Annotated in this window: 19 protein-coding genes; 10 read left to right on the top strand and 9 right to left on the bottom strand. The window is 60.2% G+C overall.

Going from position 1 to position 17,660, the window contains the following annotated elements; translation table 11 throughout:
• Positions 1-362 precede the first annotated feature (362 nt).
• The 3 genes from DK870_RS08590 to DK870_RS08600 all read left to right on the top strand — a co-directional run bounded on the left by DK870_RS08590 (position 363) and on the right by DK870_RS08600 (position 3,822).
• The gene (locus DK870_RS08590; RefSeq protein ID WP_161548453.1) at positions 363-1,763 is read left to right on the top strand and encodes an amino acid permease; all 1,401 of its coding nucleotides are present in this window, start codon (positions 363-365) and stop codon (positions 1,761-1,763) included.
• Entirely contained in the window at positions 1,747-3,018 is a 1,272-nt protein-coding gene (locus DK870_RS08595; protein WP_161548454.1) for an aspartate aminotransferase family protein, read from the top strand. Before DK870_RS08590 ends, DK870_RS08595 begins: the two co-directional genes overlap by 17 nt.
• Positions 3,019-3,093: 75 nt before the next feature.
• The gene (locus DK870_RS08600) at positions 3,094-3,822 is read left to right on the top strand and encodes a TetR/AcrR family transcriptional regulator C-terminal domain-containing protein (protein WP_161548455.1); all 729 of its coding nucleotides are present in this window, start codon (positions 3,094-3,096) and stop codon (positions 3,820-3,822) included.
• Between the two features lie 24 nt (positions 3,823-3,846).
• Here DK870_RS08600 and DK870_RS08605 read toward each other — a convergent pair whose 3' ends face one another.
• The 8 genes from DK870_RS08605 to DK870_RS08640 all read right to left on the bottom strand — a co-directional run bounded on the left by DK870_RS08605 (position 3,847) and on the right by DK870_RS08640 (position 9,870).
• Entirely contained in the window at positions 3,847-5,004 is a 1,158-nt protein-coding gene (locus DK870_RS08605; protein WP_161548456.1) for a glutathionylspermidine synthase family protein, read from the bottom strand.
• 12 nt (positions 5,005-5,016) lie between these two features.
• The gene (locus DK870_RS08610) at positions 5,017-5,730 is read right to left on the bottom strand and encodes a DUF1190 domain-containing protein (RefSeq protein ID WP_060755234.1); all 714 of its coding nucleotides are present in this window, start codon (positions 5,728-5,730) and stop codon (positions 5,017-5,019) included.
• An 18-nt stretch (positions 5,731-5,748) separates the two neighbouring features.
• Entirely contained in the window at positions 5,749-6,177 is a 429-nt protein-coding gene (locus tag DK870_RS08615) for a DUF350 domain-containing protein (protein WP_161548457.1), read from the bottom strand.
• 15 nt (positions 6,178-6,192) lie between these two features.
• Positions 6,193-6,867 carry a DUF2491 family protein gene (locus DK870_RS08620; RefSeq protein ID WP_090365618.1) on the bottom strand — a complete coding sequence of 225 codons (675 nt, stop codon included), beginning with the start codon at positions 6,865-6,867 and terminating at the stop codon, positions 6,193-6,195.
• Complete coding sequence (locus DK870_RS08625) at positions 6,854-7,888, bottom strand: ion channel (protein WP_090365617.1); 1,035 nt, start codon at positions 7,886-7,888, stop codon at positions 6,854-6,856. Before DK870_RS08625 ends, DK870_RS08620 begins: the two co-directional genes overlap by 14 nt.
• Positions 7,889-7,957: 69 nt before the next feature.
• On the bottom strand, positions 7,958-8,518 hold the full coding sequence (locus DK870_RS08630) for a rhomboid family intramembrane serine protease (protein ID WP_161548458.1): 561 nt from the start codon (positions 8,516-8,518) through the stop codon (positions 7,958-7,960).
• A gap of 54 nt (positions 8,519-8,572) precedes the next feature.
• A complete protein-coding gene (locus DK870_RS08635) occupies positions 8,573-9,271 on the bottom strand; it encodes a PspA/IM30 family protein (protein ID WP_060755239.1) in 699 nt (232 codons plus the stop codon).
• 17 nt (positions 9,272-9,288) lie between these two features.
• A complete protein-coding gene (locus DK870_RS08640) occupies positions 9,289-9,870 on the bottom strand; it encodes a YjfI family protein (RefSeq protein WP_161548459.1) in 582 nt (193 codons plus the stop codon).
• 328 nt (positions 9,871-10,198) lie between these two features.
• On the opposite strand from DK870_RS08640, the gene ycaC reads away from it, so the two are divergent.
• Complete coding sequence (gene ycaC / locus DK870_RS08645) at positions 10,199-10,831, top strand: isochorismate family cysteine hydrolase YcaC (protein WP_104996077.1); 633 nt, start codon at positions 10,199-10,201, stop codon at positions 10,829-10,831.
• A 69-nt stretch (positions 10,832-10,900) separates the two neighbouring features.
• On the opposite strand, the gene DK870_RS08650 is transcribed toward ycaC, so the two are convergent.
• Positions 10,901-11,932 (bottom strand): YhcG family protein, encoded by a 1,032-nt coding sequence (locus DK870_RS08650; RefSeq protein WP_161548460.1) that lies wholly within the window; start codon positions 11,930-11,932, stop codon positions 10,901-10,903.
• 204 nt (positions 11,933-12,136) lie between these two features.
• Between DK870_RS08650 and DK870_RS08655 the strand changes: the two genes are divergently transcribed.
• From DK870_RS08655 to dxs, 6 genes are all read left to right on the top strand, one after another.
• Positions 12,137-12,781, top strand: a complete 645-nt coding sequence (locus DK870_RS08655; protein WP_060755243.1) for an NAD(P)H-dependent oxidoreductase — start codon at positions 12,137-12,139, stop codon at positions 12,779-12,781.
• Positions 12,720-13,100, top strand: a complete 381-nt coding sequence (locus DK870_RS08660; RefSeq protein WP_060755244.1) for a MerR family transcriptional regulator — start codon at positions 12,720-12,722, stop codon at positions 13,098-13,100. Before DK870_RS08655 ends, DK870_RS08660 begins: the two co-directional genes overlap by 62 nt.
• 90 nt (positions 13,101-13,190) lie before the next feature.
• A complete protein-coding gene (locus DK870_RS08665; RefSeq protein ID WP_161548461.1) occupies positions 13,191-14,330 on the top strand; it encodes a Fic family protein in 1,140 nt (379 codons plus the stop codon).
• Between the two features lie 78 nt (positions 14,331-14,408).
• Complete coding sequence (locus tag DK870_RS08670; RefSeq protein WP_003194556.1) at positions 14,409-14,651, top strand: exodeoxyribonuclease VII small subunit; 243 nt, start codon at positions 14,409-14,411, stop codon at positions 14,649-14,651.
• On the top strand, positions 14,648-15,535 hold the full coding sequence (gene ispA / locus DK870_RS08675) for a (2E,6E)-farnesyl diphosphate synthase (protein WP_090365606.1): 888 nt from the start codon (positions 14,648-14,650) through the stop codon (positions 15,533-15,535). The genes DK870_RS08670 and ispA overlap by 4 nt, the downstream gene beginning before the upstream one ends.
• 123 nt (positions 15,536-15,658) lie before the next feature.
• Positions 15,659-17,557, top strand: a complete 1,899-nt coding sequence (gene dxs, locus DK870_RS08680; RefSeq protein ID WP_060755247.1) for a 1-deoxy-D-xylulose-5-phosphate synthase — start codon at positions 15,659-15,661, stop codon at positions 17,555-17,557.
• Positions 17,558-17,660 lie beyond the last annotated feature (103 nt).

A 17,660-nucleotide genomic window follows, 5' to 3' on the forward strand; every position in this document is an offset into this window, starting at 1 on the left:
AAGCAGTGACAAACCGCAGCCTAGTCACCCATCCCCGCTGGCGCAATGCGCTTGGGATTCTCTCGGAAACGTCCCGCAAATGAAAGCGACCCGCCCTGCTGGCCCTTGAAAATCAGCGCATTTTCGCCCCTGTGTTCCGCCCACCCACCTGTGTTCTCTGGTGACACTTGCCCGCCTTGCCCTTCCCGATAAACGCCAGACGAAACGTCCTACACGCATATCTAAACAAACCGTTTAACTCCGATACCCACGCCTCCCTTCCGCGCTGGCCCAAAACCTGCTTATTGCACACCGTACAATAAAACCGGCCTGAGCCGGATTCATGTCAACCACTGCTGCGCAATGCAGCTCGGGGAATGCTGATGACTACAACACCGCTTCACTCTTCCAACCATGGCCTGGCGCGGTCGCTCAAGGAGCGTCATGTAATGCTGATTGCGATTGGCGGGATTATCGGGGCCGGTTTGTTTTTGGGCTCGGGCAAGGCGATTGCCACAGCGGGGCCAGCGTTGTTGCTGGCGTATGCGTTGTGTGGGGGGATGGTTTATCTGATTGCGCGGGCACTGGGGGAGTTGTCGTTGTATCGGCCCAGCAGTGGGTCGTTTGCGACCTACGCGGAGGAGTTTCTGGGGCCGCGGGTAGCGTTTATCACGGGGTGGTCGTATTGGATGATCTGGATTCTGGTGGGGGTGCTGGAGGTCACCGGGATTGGTTTGTTGATGAAGTATTGGTACCCGGATTTGCCGCAGTGGATTCCCGCGTTGGTCACCGTGGGCGTGTTGATGGTGATCAATCTGTTTGCGGTTAAGACGTTTGGCGAGGTGGAGTTCTGGCTGGCGTTGATCAAGGTGTTGACGATTGTCGGGCTGATTGTAGCGGGGTTGGTAATTCTGTTGTTTGGGTTGGAAACCTCGGCGCAGACGGCACCTTCGGTGGCCAATCTCTGGCGGCATGCTGGCTTTTTTCCGAATGGCTGGAGTGGCTTTTGGTTCGCGGTACCTGTCGCCGCGTTTACCTTTGCGGGGGTTGAGGTGGTGGGTTTGGTGGCGGCGGAAACGGCGCAGCCGCAGCGTACGTTGCCGCGTGCAATCAACAGCATCCTGTGGCGCATGGCGATTTTTTATCTCGGGTCGACGGCGGTGATCATGGCGCTGTATCCGTGGAATCAGATCGATACGGCGCAAAGCCCGTTTGTGATGGTGTTCGACAGTATCGGGCTGGGGATGGCCGCCGGGCTTATCAATTTTGTGGTGATCAGTGCATTGGCGTCTTCGTGTAATACCGGGCTGTTTGCCACCAGCCGGATGTTGTTTGCGCTGTCGCATCTTCAGCAAGCGCCCCGCCAGCTGCAGGTGTTGAGCCCACGCCAGGTGCCGGCCCGCTGCTTGATGGTATCGACCGCGATTTTGCTGGTCGGCGTGCTGCTCAACTACTGGATCCCGGAGAGCATTTTCAGCCTGTTGATGACCGGAATCCTGGGCCTGCTGATTTGGGTGTGGGTGGTGATTATCACGGCGCATATGGCCTATCGCCGCAAGGTGCGGCGCAACGAATTGAAGGAGGTGCACTATCGCCTGCCCTGGCCCCAGGTCAGCAGTGTGCTGGTGCTAGGTTACCTAGGCGTGCTGACGGTGCTGGTGATCCGCGACCCGGAGACGCGCGCGGCGTTTTATGTGGCGGCGGCGTGGTTTGCGCTGTTGATGCTGGTGTATCCGAAACGCGCCGCGTCGAAGAAGGGGGTGAGTGATGCCTGGAATGCTTGAGCTTGAGCGCTGCATCCAACGCTACATTCGCGCCAACCCCAACAGCGCCCGCCAGTTGGATTGGGCGGCGCGGGTGATGCCTGGCGGGAATACGCGGTCGGTGTTGTTTTATGAACCCTTCCCACTGGTGATGAAGGGAGGCAGCGGGTGTTTTCTTGATGACCTGGACGGGCATCGCTACGTCGACTTCCTGGCCGAATACACCGCAGCGCTGTATGGGCACTCCCACCCGATCATCACCCATGCCCTGGCGACCGCCATGGCAAACGGTTTGAACCTGAGTGCCCACACGGAGTGGGAGGCGCGCCTGGCGACGTTGATTGTGGAGCGCTTCGCTTGTATCGAGCAGGTGCGCTTTACCAACTCCGGCACCGAGGCGAATTTACTCGCGCTGGCGGCGGCAAAAGCCTACACCGGGCGCAGTGGTGTCATCGCCTTCAACGGCGGCTATCACGGTGGCGTGTTGAGTTTTGCCGGGGCGCACACGCCGATGAATGTGCCGCACCGGGTGTACCTGGCCGACTATAACGACCTGGGCAGCGTGGAGAGGCTGCTGCATGAACAGGTCGACATTGCGGCAATCCTGGTGGAGCCCATGTTGGGTGCGGGTGGATGTATCTGCGCCGCGCCAGGTTTTCTCCAAGGGTTGCGGGAGCGGAGCCAGGCCCATGGCACGCTGCTGATCTTCGACGAAGTGATGACCTCACGCCTGGGCCCCGGTGGCCTGCAGGAAAAACTCGCGATCACGCCCGACCTGATCACCCTGGGCAAGTACCTCGGCGGCGGCATGCCGTGCGGCGTACTCGGCGGCCGGCAGGAGATCATGGCGCTGTTTGACCCTCGGCGTGGCGGCCTCTCCCATGCCGGCACATTCAACAACAATGTGCTGACCATGGCGGCGGGGATCGCGGGATTGGAGCAGGTGTATACCCGCGACGCAGCCTTGAAACTCAACGCCCGTGGCGACCGGCTGCGCGAGCAACTCAATGCGGTGCTGGCACCTGTATCGATGCAATTTACCGGACAAGGTTCGGTGATGAACCTGCATCCCAGCGGCTTGCCGATCAGGCGCCCCGCGGATATTCCGACGGGCCAGAACCACCTGCGTGATCTGTTCTTCTTTCACCTGCTCGAATCTGGGATCTACAGTGCGCGACGCGGGTTGTTTGCGCTGAGCCTACCCCTGACCGAGCACGAACTGAACCGACTGGTGACGGCCACGCAGTTGTTCGTCGAGCGCTACGCAGGCCACTGACGCCACCCCCCGGAAGAGCGACAGCGAATCGGTGAACCGCTATCCTTTCGCCGTCGCTTAACCGGAGCCCTGACCATGACCAGCAAAACGGCAAACCCACGCGGCAGGCGTAAAAAAGCCGCTGGCGAAGAGGCCAAAAACCCACTCAACAAAGACACCATCATCAGCGCCGCATTGGCGCTGATCGACCGCGAGGGTCTGGAGAAATGCAGCCTGCGCAACCTGGCCGGCAGCCTGGGCGTATACCCGACGGCCATCTATTGGTATGTCTCGTCGCGGGAGTTGTTGTTAAGCGAAGTGCTGGCCAAAGTCCTGGAACATGTAGCCCCCGACCCTCAGGAACGCTGGCAGGATTATCTGCGTGCAGCGATGGTCAACTGCCATGACGCGGTACGCCGGCATCCGAATATCGCACCACTGCTAGGTTCGCAATTGGTGTCCAACGCCAGCACGGATTTCAAGTTGGTCGAAGGCGTGTTGGCCGCGTTGCAACAGGCCGGTTTCAGCGGCCCTTCCCTGGCTGGGGCCTATAACTCCTTTATCGCCGCCCTCGCCGGGTTCACCACACTGGAGTTCGCCCCCCTGCCGGAGAACACCGCTGCCTGGCAGCGCCAGGTGCAGGAAAACCTGCGGGCCGTCGACGCGGAGCAACACCCCACGCTCGCGCAGAACATGGACCAATTGAGCAATCGCGGCTTCAGCCTGCGTTGGCAAAATGGTGTCGACGCGGCGCTGAATGACAGCTTCACGTTCTACGTCGACACCCTCCTCTGCGGCCTGGAAACCCTGGCTGCCCGCCGCTGATCATTCGTACCCCAGCGGATGTGCTCAGTCCAGTATCAAGTGCGGCAAAAACCGGCTCGAATCCTTGGTAATCAGACTATTGTCCTCCCGCACGCCGATGCCTGCGGCCTGATCGCCAATCACCCAAGAGCCAATCAGTGTGTAGCTGTCGCCAAACCGTGGCAGCGGCGCAAACTCTTGAAGGATAAACGGCGCATCCGTGTAAGGCCCGTCCTCTTTCACGATCAGGCCGTCAGTCGTTTGCAGCTCAATATTCGCGCCTTCCCGCGAGAAGAACGGCTTGCGCACCCAGCCCTTCGGCACGGCCTTGCCGGGGTCGGTATCCAGGTGGGACGCGAGCAGATTCGGGTGGCCTTTGTTGAACTCCCACAACAGCGGCAGGATGCCTTTGTTAGAGAGGATGGATTTCCAGGCGGGCTCGAAAAACTGCGTGTCACTCTGGGCGATCGCCGCACCAAAAGGCTCGTGGAAGATGAATTCCCAGGCGTGCAGTTTGAACAGGTGGGGAATCCAGCGATCTTCGAGATCGACGAAACGGCCTTCACTGGTCAGGCCGATGTCTTCAATGTCGATGTGGCGCGATTCGATGCCGACTGTTTCCGCGACCAGGCGCAGGTAATCGGTGGTGCCTTTGTCTTCGACCGAGTCTTTCATCGAGGCGAAGTAGAACGGCTGCTTGACCTGCAACTGGGCGAAAGCCTGGTGCAGTTTGGTGTCGATGCTGTTGAACTGGTCGGCATGCTTGGGCAGCAAGCCGCGCTCGATGCATTGTTCCAACCAGCCCCACTGGAACGCCGCCGCTTCATACAAGCTGGTCGGTGTGTCGTAGTTGAGCTCCAGCAACTTGGCCGGCCCGGCGCCGTTGTAGGAGAAGTCCATGCGCCCATACAAGTGCGGGTGCCCTTCGAGCCATGAGGTTCGGATCATGTCGAAGAAGGCTGCGGGAATGCTCAGGCGCCCGAGCAGCTCTTCGCTGTGGACCACGCGGGCCACGAGGTCAATGCACATGTCATGGATCTCGGTGGTCGGGTCTTCGAGGTCTTGCTCGATTTGCTTGAGCGTGAACTGGTAATACGCGCGCTCGTCCCAGTAGGGTTCGTCGTCAATGGTATGGAACAGAAAGCCGAGGCTTTCGGCCGTCTGTTTCCAGTCATGACGCTCTGCGCAATGGATCTTCTTCATGGCCAGATTTCCTTAACTGCTCGACCCGCCGCCGCCCCAGCCGCTGCGTGCGCTGGCCTTGCTGCCAAAACCGCCACGGGAGGTGGACGATGCAACGGACACCGGCTTGCTCGAAGAGCGCAGCGTGTTCGAGTAGTTGCTGCTGCCGTACCGGGCCTGGTTCGAGCGGCCGAATGTGGCCCCATTGGACACGCGCTGATTGAGCGTCGAGGAGGCGTAGTTGCCGCGATCATCGCGATAGCGATACACCGGCTCGGAGCTGTAGCTGTTGCGGTTGTTGCTCAGCATGTTGCCGATCAGCAGCCCGGTCAGCAGGCTGCTGGTGGAGAAGCCGGAGCCGCCACCGCTCGCTTGCGCGCCAGCCACTTGGGCGTTGGCAGCGTCGACCTGGGACTGTGTCACCTGGCCCGCGGCGGTCAGTTCGAAACCGCCCAGCCTGGGGATGAACTTGCCGGTGGAGTCCTGCTGGCACCAGTCGGCGACAAAGTCGGCATCGCAATCGGCCTGGCTGTCGTACACCGGCGCAATGCGGCGGTGCTCAGCCATGGCCGTCATGTAGGCGTCCGAGCAGACGTCCACCGGGAGCTTTTCATCGGCGCATTGCTGAACCGACTGGAAGTTGTACTTCTTCTGCAAATCGTAGGTTTTTTCCGTCGGCCCACAACCGGATATCGCCATGGCGACCGACGCAGCCAGCGACAGCTGAACATACTTGCTTCGTTTCATCAAAGGCTCCGTGCGCAATCAGTTCTGGGTAGGCGTCATGCACGCGGCATTCAACATGCCGACGCTGATGGCGACGGCGGCCACGTAGATACCGGCCGCGAGCTCGCCGTTCTTGATGCGCTCGGACGTGCCTTTGAGCACCAGGCTGGTCAGCAGAAACGCCAACAGCTGGACGACGGCTGCGATCACCGCCCAGACGGCGAAGTCGAGGAGGTTGATCGAGTACGCGATCACATTGCTGGCCGGAATCGCGAAACCGATAATCGCACCGCCCAGCGCGACCGCCGCCGCCACGTTGTTCGCACGGATCAGCTCGAACTCCTTGTGCGGGGTGACGCGAGTGTAGATGAACTGGAACAGGCCGAACAGCACGGCAGCCCCCAGGATGTAGATGACAAACCCGAGCACGGCCGCTTTGTTCAGGGAAATAGAGAGAGCTTCGAGCATGGACTTCTTCCTTTTTTAGAGCACATTCAAATCGGTTGTGTACAGCGAGATGCCCAGCGACGTGCTCAGGCTGACGGTGCCTTCAGCGTCTTCCTCGACGGAGAACAGCAGGAACTCCCGGCGATCGGTCAGGCCGGTATCACGGGCATATAGCATCGAGCGGTGCTCAACGCTGTAGGAGGTCTCGGGGTTTATCACCTGCTCGCTCATCGCCACCAGTTCTGTCTGGCCATTTTCGCTGCCCCACACGCGCGCGTATTCGACGCCGTCGTGGGTGTAGGTCGGCAACCCGATCAGGCTTTGCGGGCCGGCCAGCCGACGCAGTTCCGCTTCGCTGCTGAGGGTGACGTAACTCAGGTAGTTGAACAGGATCACTGACTCCACCTGGCCGGCGATGTCGCCTGTGGTGTGCACCTGCAACCAGTAGTCTTCATCGTTCATGTAATAGCGCGACAGCCAGGTCGACTGCCCGAGGTCAATGGTGCCGTTGCTCCAGATTTCCTGGGAGCCGGGGATGACCACCGTGGTTTGCCCATCGAGCAGCAACTTCAGGCTACTGTCGAACATCACGCCTTTGCCCGGCGCCAGGCCCAGCGGCCCGGTCGTCGGCAGCGGTTCGGCGGCGGCCCGGTTCGCTGGGGTATTCGCGTTCGGGGCCTCAAGCCCCATCAACTGTTTAAACCATCCCATTGGAGATTTCCTTGAGGCGGGTGGAGGCGATGTAGAAGAGTTCGCCGCCTTCAACGCGGGTGGCGCTGGGCGGGTTGATCGACGGTTGCTGGGCATCTTTGGCGCGATAGCCGATGAGCGTGGCGTTGTGCTGTTCTTTCATCCGGGTGTACAGGTCGCCGAAGGTGGCTTCAAAGGCTTCGGGCAACTTCATCAGGTATTGGGTGGCACCCTGCCCCACGCACAGCAGCTCATTAATGACCACCGACGAGCCCGGATCCTGAGAGGCGCGTACCAGCATCTCGATGGCCATGCTTGAGGTGCACTCCAGGCGGGGTGCATAGGAGCTGGCCAGTGCGGCGATTTCACTGTCATTGAAGTGGGCGACCACATGCCCGACAGGATTGAGTTGGTTCACCGCCAGCACGGTGGCCAGGGTCAGATCGTCAGAGGGGGTTCGCACCAGCACGCGCTCTGCACCGGGCACCCCCGCACGCAGCAATAACGCGATGGAAGACAGGCTTTCGCCGCGGATGAATGCCGCCTTGCCCGGCATCGGGTTTTCGTCGAGGGTGCAATCGCAGATGACGATCAGGTTGTCGTTCGAGGTCTCGTCTTGCAGCAACAACTCAATGACCCGCTCACTGGATGCGCCTTCCCAGCCGATGAGCACGGTATGGCCGACCTTGCCGGTGAAATCGCCTTTTCCCTTCATGCCTTTTCTCCATGCATCGATGACACTGCTGGTGGTTTTACCGATGGCTGCGGTCAGCAGCGCGATGCCTCCGAGCATGACCCAAGCCGCCACGAACACTCGGCCTGCCGAAGTCTGCGGCGCAAGATCGCCATAGCCGACGGTCAGCGTGGTGGTGAGATAGAAATAAACAAATGTGGCGAGAGCGGTCAGGTGTTGCTCGCCCAGATATACCAGGCCCAGATAAGCCGTGCTCAGGTGGACGCCCAAGGCAATGACCAGACCTGCCCAGCCGAAACGGTGAAAAAGGGAGGAAGCGTACATGCGCAACAGAAGAAAAATCGACATTTCGTCCCTGGTTCCCTGGGTTCTTGCTTCCTGATGTCGTCGCCTCGGCATCTGGATGCTCGAGTGCGCTCAGCCGGCATTAAACCTGCTACCTGGTTTGGAGAGAAGTACCTTGGCTGCAATAAATCCGGCGAATGCACCAAACAGATGCCCTTCGAAGGAAACCCCTTGGCGAGGAAGAAAGCCCAGGACCAGGCCGCCGTACAGCGCCGCCACTACACCCGCTGTTATGAGGTTGCTCCAGCTCCTGTGAAACCAGGCGCGAGACAACAGGTAGGCCCATAAGCCGAATACCCAACCGCTGGCCCCCACGTGTATGCCCGCAAAACCGAATAACCAGACCAGCGAACCGCCCAGCAGAATAATGATCGCGCTGACGGTCACGAATCGATTGAGCCCTTCGATAATCACCAGCGTGCCCAGTACCAGGAAGGCAATCAGGTTCGCACTCAGGTGGGCGAAAGACGCGTGCAAAAACGGTGACGTGAGGATGCCGGCCAACCCCTGCAGTGTTCTTGGGATCAGACCAAACGCCATGAGGCTGTAGCCGGTCGCTACATTCAGCAGTTGCAGCGCGACCATGAACAGAGCCAGGCCTGCGATTGTCTTGAAACCTTTCAGGGCGTCCATCCTGACCTCGACCTAAAAGAAGGGCAGACAGCGCCCTTCTTGTTGCGGCTGTATTTACTCGGCCGACTTTTGCTTCAGACGCTCCAGAATCGCATTGGCACTGCCTTCGTTCGGCGTGATGCCAGCTTCGCGAAGCTTGCGCTCGAGGTCGGTACCGGTCGATGCATCGGCCAGTTCGTCCTGGGCTTGCAGCTCAGCGGCGCGTTGCTGCTGTTTGGCCTGCAGGCGATTGAGCGTACCGACAGCGGTTTCCAGCTTGCCGTTGGCACCGCCGCTGGCGATGGAAGCGCTGACCTGGGCCTTCTGCACGCTTTCACGCGCCTTGGCCATATCCACTTGCTGGCGCAGGCTTTTGATCCGGCCTTCGGCCTTGGTGATGTCCTTGCGCATGCCGTCGGCATAGCCACCGAACTCGGCCGCCTGCTTTTGCTCGACGTCGCGGTCGTTGGTCAGGGTCGAAATGGCTTCGGCCACTTCAAGGGCCAGGTCTTCACGATTGGCCTGGATCGCGGCCATCGCCTTGGACTCCAGGTCAGAGATCTTGGCGTTGTACTCATTGACGCGATCAGTCGCCAGTTTGTGCTTGGCCATGATGCTGACCAGTTCACGCTTGGCGTTGGCCAGCGCGCTGTCGGCATCGCGGATTTCCTGGTCGAGGATGCGCAAGGCTTGCTGGTCGACGATCGATTCGCCGACTTCGTTGGCACCGCCACGCAGCGCGGTGAACAGTTTGCTCCAGATGGATTGAGTCATTGGATACTCCCGAATACTTAATTGAAGAAACGTTCAAAGGCTTCGCTGGCGCGCTGCACGTTGTCGACGAGGGTTTTCACCTCGGTCACGATGTTGGTCAGGCTGGAGTCGGAGCTCAACGCGCCGAACATGTTGTAGACGACCTGCCCGTTAGGCATGGACTCGATACCGATGGAAGACAGCGGGAACATTTCCCGGCTGCGCAGCACCGCGTCATTGAACCGGGGTACGTCGTTGATGGATTCGACGTCGACCAGCACGGTATCCACGATGATCTGCTCGCCCACCACCGCGATGTAAATCGGCAAGCCACCGAAGTCGTTCATTTCCAGCTTGATGCTGGACTCGGAGCCTTGAAGCAGAGAAAGCGTGATGTCCTTGTTGACCACCTCTTCCAGGGCCTGAAGCGCGCTGAAGAGGCGATCGATGTTCCAGTTAGTACCTGCGCTCATATAAGTCTCCGACAAGAATGAGCCAGCTAGAATCGGCTGGCGAAGCTGTTTCTCCATTTGCTTGAGCAGGCTTCGATTTTCGGGAAGCACCCAAGTCTCGTGTTTCACATAACCGGCGGCCGCCAGGCCCGCGCGCATCTGCTTCATGTAGAAGCTCGATGGTTTTTTCGCGGACGGTTTCAAGCGCTCTCCCTGAAGGCTTGCTGAATCGGTCTCGGGCCCTGCTGACGGGCTCGATGGAGAGCTGCTGTTCATACCACTGACCTCGCTCTGAAAAACTCACGCGTGAGAAAATCTACAGGTAATGCTTGCCGGACTCAATAGCTCACGCGTGAGATTTTTAGCCATTCAACATTGTCCCTTTTGAGTTGACGGTATGACCTGTTTCAGCCGATTTATCGCTCCCCATTCCCCCAGTAATCTGTGCCCATGTTGAACGCAACGCCAAACCCACTTAAACAAAAAGGATTCAACCATGAGCACTCCAACCTACAATCGCCTCAACAAAGACGACGCCATCGTTCTGCTGGTTGACCACCAGACCGGCCTGATCTCTCTGGTGCAGGACTTCTCCCCCAACGAATTCAAGAACAACGTGCTCGCCCTGGCCGACCTGGCCAAGTTCTTCAACCTGCCGACCATCCTGACCACCAGCTTCGAGCAAGGCCCTAACGGCCCACTGGTGCCGGAGCTGAAGGAAATGTTCCCGGACGCGCCGTACATCGCTCGCCCTGGTCAGATCAATGCGTGGGACAACGAAGATTTCGTCAAGGCGATCAAGGCCACCGGCCGCAAGCAGATCATCATTGCCGGTGTGGTGACGGATGTGTGCGTAGCGTTCCCGACGTTGTCGGCATTGGCGGAAGGGTTTGAGGTGTTTGTGGTCACCGATGCGTCCGGTACGTTCAACACCACGGTGCAGCAAGCGGCGTGGAGCCGGATGACCCAAGCCGGGGCGCAGTTGATGAACTGGTTCTCGGTGGCGTGTGAGCTGCACCGCGACTGGCGCAACGACATTGAAGGGCTGGGGAACCTGTTGTCCCAGCGCATCCCTAACTATCGCAACTTGATGAATAGTTATTCGGCGCTGACGGCGCGCAAGAACTGAGTCAACCGCTGCACCACTAAGCCTGCCTTGAACAGCAGGCTTTTTTCGTGAGTAACTCGCCATTCGCAATCAGCCCGCCAGCTCCCGTTCGATCTGCTCGATACTCGGCAGATTGGTTTGCAACTCTGCGGGCAACGACTCAACCAACTGGTATTGCGCCACGCCAATCGGTCGATTGTTGTCGCGCAGCGCATATTCGGCGACGACTTCGTTCTTGCTCTTGCACAACAGCAGGCCGATGGTGGGTCCGTCTTGTGGATGTTTAAGCTGGGCATCGACAGCCGCGAGATAAAAGCTCAACTTCCCCAGGTGCTCGGGTTTGAACTTGCCCGCTTTCAGTTCTATCACCACGTAGCAGCGCAGCTTCAAGTGATAGAACAACAGGTCGACGAAGAACTCATCGCCGCCGACGTCCAGCAATACCTGCTGGCCAACGAAGGCGAAACCTGCACCGAGCTCCAACAAGAAATCGGTGACGTGCTTGATCAAGGCGTTTTCGATGTCACGCTCCTGCGCGTCCAGGCCCAGGCTGAGGAAATCGAAACGATAGGGATCTTTTAGCGATTCCCGCGCCAGGTCGGATTGCGGCTTGGGCAGGTGATATTCGAAGTTGCTGACAGCCTTGCCACTGCGTTCCAGCAATCGGTTTTCGATCTGCATGACCAGGGTATTACGCGACCAGTTGTGCTCGATTGCCTGGGCGATATACCAGCGCCGGGTTTCGGGGCTGGGGAGTTTGTCGAGCAATACCACATTGTGGCCCCAGGGCAATTGTGCAGCAGCTTGTTGCACAAATTCCGTGTCTGGCCACGCCTCGGCAAAAGCGCGCATGTACTTGAGATTTCGCGGTGAGACCCCCTTCATGCGGGGAAAAGCCATGCGCAAATCCTGGGCCAGGCGATCAATGACTTTGCTCCCCCACCCTTGCTCGGCCTGGCGGGTCAAGATGTCGTGGCCAATCTGCCAATAGAGCAACACCAGCTCCCGATTGACCGCCAATGTGGCGCGCTGTTGCGCCGCGTGAATACGCCCTTTCAGGTCCGTCAGCCAGTCGCTGTAGCCCGCTGGAGGCGTGGTCAAGCCGATACAGGTTTCGCTCATGCCGTTTCACTCGTTGAGTTTTGAGGCAGGCTAGTCAGGGGTATTGGCTGTCACAAGGGGCCAAGGGCGGTCGAGGAACAGCCTTCCAAGGATTACCGAAACGTCCTGCTGGCACTGACAAATCGGCGCATTGCGGACCCCACGCTTGACTCTCCCCTATACGGCAACCCTTACCCTGAAACACCCTGTTCAGGACCCCACCTCATGCCGCCGCGCACCCTGGTTATTCTCGGCCACCCCTCTAACGCCAGCTTCTGTTCGGCCCTGGCCGACGCCTACATCCATGCCGCAAAAGCCGCCGGCCATGAAGTACGCGTGCTGCGCCTGGGGGAGCTGGCTTTCGACCCCGTCCTGCACCACGGCTACAGCCAGGCCCAACCACTGGAGCTCGACCTGCTCAGCGCACAATGCGACATCCTTTGGGCCAACCATCTGACGTTTGTTTTCCCGGTCTGGTGGGGCGGCATCCCCGCCTTGATGAAGGGCTTCATCGATCGCGTGTTCCTGTCCGGCTTCGCCTTCAAATACCGAGCCGGCAAGGCGTTCCCTGACAAGCTGCTGCAGGGCCGGACCGCACACTTGTTGGTGACCCTGGATACACCACCCTGGTATTACCGCTGGTTCTATCGCATGCCGGGCATCCATCAGATGCGCAAGACCACACTGGCGTTTTGCGGCATCAAGCCGCTCAAGACGTTGCAGTTCGGGCCGGTGCTGGGCTCTACTGCGGCGCAGCGGGACAAGTGGCTGAAACAGGCCGGCGCTTTAATAGGAAAAGGGAGTTTTCATGTACATCGGCAAAGCCGCGCAGTTGTCAGGCACGACCATCAAGGCGATCCGTCACTATGAGGCGATTGGGCTGCTGCCAGAACCGCAGCGCCAAGGCCAATACCGGGTCTATTCGGAGCAGAGCGTTGAGTTGCTGATGTTTATCAAGTGCGCGCAGCAACTGGGGTTCAAACTCAAGGAATTGCAGGAAATCCTCCAGGGCCATCAGGGTGACGCATTGCCTTGGGAACGGGCGGAACAGGCCATCAACAATAAGAAACGCGAGTTGGCCGTACAAATGGCTGCACTGCAAAAGATGCAGGCGGGGCTGCTCGAGTTCGAAGCCCAATTAAAAAACGCACACGGCCGTTGCTCTCAATCGGCCATAGCCCCTGCCTGAGTGGACGATGAGCCGAATAGAATGCACAATCGGCTCACATAATGAGCCGAATAGCGTTTTTATTCGGCTCACACGCTCAGGTATCTCTCCATGGATCACCCGCTCTGGATCTGGCAACACAACGATTGGCCGCATTTCCACTGGCAACCGGGACGCCTGGCCGCCTTGTTGCGCGAGTGCGGGCAAGCGCAAGGCAAGCTGCTGGGTATGCTCGGTACAGTCAGCCAAACGGTCAGTGCTCAGAATGCGCTGGATGCGTTGCTGCAAAACATCCTGACCTCTTCGGCCATCGAGGGGGAACAGTTGAATGTGGGTTCGGTGCGTTCGTCCCTGGCACGACGGATGGGCCTGGAGGCAATGACAGACGGGCAGGTCAGCCGTCGCAGCGAGGGCCTTGCTGAACTGATGATGGATGCCACTCAACCATTCGCGCAGCCATTCACCCTCGCGCGTCTATTGAATTGGCACCACTTATTGTTTCCGGCACCCGAGGCAGGCTTTGCCGCCCGCGCATTGAATATAGGTGCACTGCGCGGGGATGAGCCCATGCAGGTGGTATCGGGCCGGCTTGACCGACCGACCGTGCATTTCGAGGCGCCGCCACGCCTGGGCCTTGAGCAAGCGCTGGAGGAGTTCCTGGAATGGTTTGAAAGCAGTCGTAATCAACCGGAACTGGACCCACTGGTCCGCGCCGGCGTGGCACATTTCTGGTTTGTCACACTGCACCCATTCGATGACGGCAACGGTCGCCTGACCCGTGCCATCACGGATTTGGCGTTGGCCCAGGGCGAGCACCAAGCCATCCGTTTTTACGCAATGTCGGCCAGCATTCTCGAGGACCGCGCCGGTTATTACCACGCACTGGAGTCCAGTCAGAAGGCCACGCTGGATATCACCGACTGGCTGGAATGGTTCCTCAAAACCCTGTTGAACAGCCTGCAGCAGGCGATGGCTCGGATTGATCGGGTATTGGACAAAAGCCGTTTCTGGCAGCAGCACCGCGACCTCGCGTTGTCCGCCGAACAGATCAAGGTGCTCAACCGCCTGCTCGACGGCGGTGAAAAGGGCTTTGAGCACGGGATCAGCGCCGCTCAGTACCAAGCCGTCGCCAAGGTGTCAAAAGCCACGGCGACGCGTCACCTGGCTGATCTGCTGGAAACCGGCTGCCTGGTGCGATTGCCCGGTGGAGGCCGCAGCACACGCTATCAAATCAACAATGGCAGAGATTGAAGAGCGCCCCGCTCATTTGCCCAGAATCCCCATGTCTGCTAGTGTCGCGCCGGTTTACCGTCTACCGGAATAGCCGCCATGGCCCGCAAAAAAGTTGCACTCGATTTCGAACAATCCCTCGCCGACCTGCAAGCCCTGGTCGAGCGTCTGGAGAACGGCGAGTTGTCGCTGGAAGACTCGTTGACGGCGTTTGAGCAAGGCATCGGCCTGACTCGCGACTGCCAGAGCGCGTTGGCGCAGGCGGAGCAGAAGGTGCAAGTGCTGCTGGAACGTGACGGGGAGTTGGCCGAGGAACCTTTCGATGCGGAACAGCCGGAATGATCGACGCGTATCAGGCCAGTAGCCAAGCCCGGGTCAACGCGGCGCTGGAACCCTTGTTTGTTGCACCCAGCCCGGAAATGAACCGCCTGTATGCCGCCATGCGCTACAGCGTGATGAATGGCGGCAAGCGCGTGCGCCCATTGCTGGCGTATGCCGCCTGTGAAGCCCTGGGTGCGCCGGCCGAGGAGGCCAATGGCGCGGCGTGTGCGGTGGAGCTGATTCACGCCTACTCCCTGGTGCATGACGATTTGCCGGCCATGGACGACGACGATCTGCGTCGCGGTCAACCGACGACTCACAAAGCCTTTGATGAGGCCTATGCGATTCTGGCCGGTGATGGCCTGCAGAGCCTGGCGTTCAGCGCCTTGCTGGACCCACGCTTGAGCAGCGTGAATGCCGAGATCCGCCTGCGCATGGTGACCACACTCGCCCACGCCGCCGGCCCGGCCGGCATGGTCGGCGGGCAAGCCATCGACATGGGCTCCGTCAGCCTCAAGCTGGACCAGCACGCCCTGGAACACATGCATCGCCACAAGACCGGCGCGCTGATCGAAGCCGCCGTGCACCTGGGCGCCCTGGCCAGTGGCCGCGCGCAAGCTGCGCAATTGGCGGCCCTGCAGACCTACTCCCGGGCCATCGGCCTGGCGTTCCAGGTGCAGGACGACATTCTGGATGTGGAAAGTGACACCGCCACCCTGGGCAAACGCCAAGGTGCCGATATCGCGCGGGACAAACCGACTTATCCGTCCCTGCTCGGCCTTGAAGCCGCCAAGGTCTATGCCCTGGAACTGCGCGACCAGGCCCTGGAGGCCCTGCGACCTTTCGACGCGGCAGCCGAGCCGCTGCGCGACCTGGCGCGGTATATCGTCGAACGCCGCCACTGAGCCGCCACTGAGCAAGTGCGGCCATTCGCGCCGCCGAATCAGCCAAGTTCGGCGCTTCGCGTGGGCAGTTTGCGATGCTTGAGGTAAACTGCCGCCTCTTTTATACCTATAACGATTCGCCTGATGCCCACGACGTTTCAAGAGATTCCCCGCAAGCGCCCGTCCACGCCCCTGCTCGACCGTGCTGCCACGCCGGACGGCCTGCGTCGACTGGGTGAAGCCGAGCTGGAAACCCTGGCCGATGAGTTGCGCCTGGAATTGCTCTACACGGTCGGCCAGACCGGTGGGCATTTCGGTGCCGGGCTGGGCGTTATCGAGCTGACCATCGCCCTGCATTACGTGTTCGACACCCCGGACGACCGGCTGGTGTGGGACGTGGGCCACCAGGCGTACCCGCATAAAATCCTGACCGGTCGTCGCGAGCGCATGAGCACGCTGCGCCAGAAGGACGGCGTGGCCGCCTTCCCGCGTCGCTCCGAGAGCGAGTACGACACCTTTGGCGTCGGCCACTCCAGCACCTCCATCAGTGCAGCGCTGGGCATGGCGATTGCCGCCCGCCTGCAAGGCAGCGAGCGCAAGGCGATTGCGGTGATTGGTGACGGCGCATTGACCGCCGGCATGGCCTTCGAGGCGCTGAACCATGCGCCGGAAGTGGACGCCAATATGCTGGTGATCCTCAACGACAACGACATGTCGATCTCGCGCAATGTCGGTGGCCTGTCCAACTACCTGGCCAAAATCCTCTCCAGCCGTACTTACGCAAGCATGCGTGAAGGCAGCAAGAAAGTGCTCTCGCGTCTGCCGGGCGCGTGGGAAATTGCCCGACGCACCGAAGAGTACGCCAAGGGCATGCTGGTGCCTGGCACCCTGTTCGAAGAGCTGGGCTGGAATTACATCGGCCCCATCGACGGCCACGACCTGCCGACCCTGATCGCCACCCTGCGCAATATGCGCGACCTCAAGGGCCCGCAATTCCTGCATATCGTCACCAAGAAGGGCAAAGGCTTCGCGCCGGCGGAAGTCGACCCGATCGGTTACCACGCGATCACCAAGCTGGAGCCACTGGACGCCCCCGCCGCTGCGCCGAAAAAGGCCAGCGGTCCGAAGTATTCCGGGGTATTTGGCGAATGGCTGTGCGACATGGCCGCCGCCGACCCACGCCTGGTGGGCATTACCCCGGCCATGAAGGAAGGCTCCGACCTGGTGGCGTTCAGCGAGCGTTTCCCGCTGCGTTACTTCGACGTGGCGATTGCCGAGCAGCACGCGGTCACCTTTGCCGCCGGCATGGCCTGTGAAGGCGCCAAGCCCGTGGTGGCGATCTACTCGACGTTCCTGCAGCGCGGTTACGACCAACTCGTCCACGATGTGGCCGTGCAGAATCTCGACGTCTTGTTCGCCATCGACCGCGCCGGCCTGGTGGGCGAAGACGGCCCGACCCACGCCGGCAGTTTCGATCTGTCGTACCTGCGTTGCATCCCCGGCATGCTGGTGATGACGCCAAGCGACGAGAACGAACTGCGCAAAATGCTCAGCACCGGCCACCTGTACAACGGCCCGGCTGCAGTGCGTTACCCACGCGGCACGGGCCCGAATGCGGTGATCGAGAAGGACCTGGAACCGATCGAAATCGGCAAGGGCATCGTGCGCCGCCAAGGCCGCCAGACGGCATTCCTGGTGTTTGGCGTGCAATTGGCCGAAGCCTTGAAAGTGGCCGAAAAGATCGACGCCACCGTGGTCGACATGCGTTTCGTCAAGCCGCTGGATGAAGCACTCGTGCGCGAGATCGCCGGTAGCCATGAGCTGCTGGTGACCCTCGAAGAGAACGCCATCATGGGCGGTGCGGGCGCGGCGGTCAGCGAGTTCCTGGCGCGGGAGAATGTGCTCAAGTCGGTACTGCACCTGGGCTTGCCGGATGTGTACGTCGAACATGCCAAGCCGGCGCAGATGCTGGCTGAATGCGGGCTGGATGAAGCCGGTATCGAGGCGGCGGTGCGTGAGCGCATGACGCTGCTGGGCCTGTAACAAGCATCAAACTGTGGGAGGGGGCTTGCTCCCGATTGCCGTGTGTCAGTCTCGATATCTATGACTGATGCACCGCTATCGGGAGCAAGCCCCCTCCCACATT

The organism is Pseudomonas sp. Q1 (assembly GCF_009935975.1).
Lineage (GTDB): Bacteria > Pseudomonadota > Gammaproteobacteria > Pseudomonadales > Pseudomonadaceae > Aquipseudomonas > Aquipseudomonas palleroniana.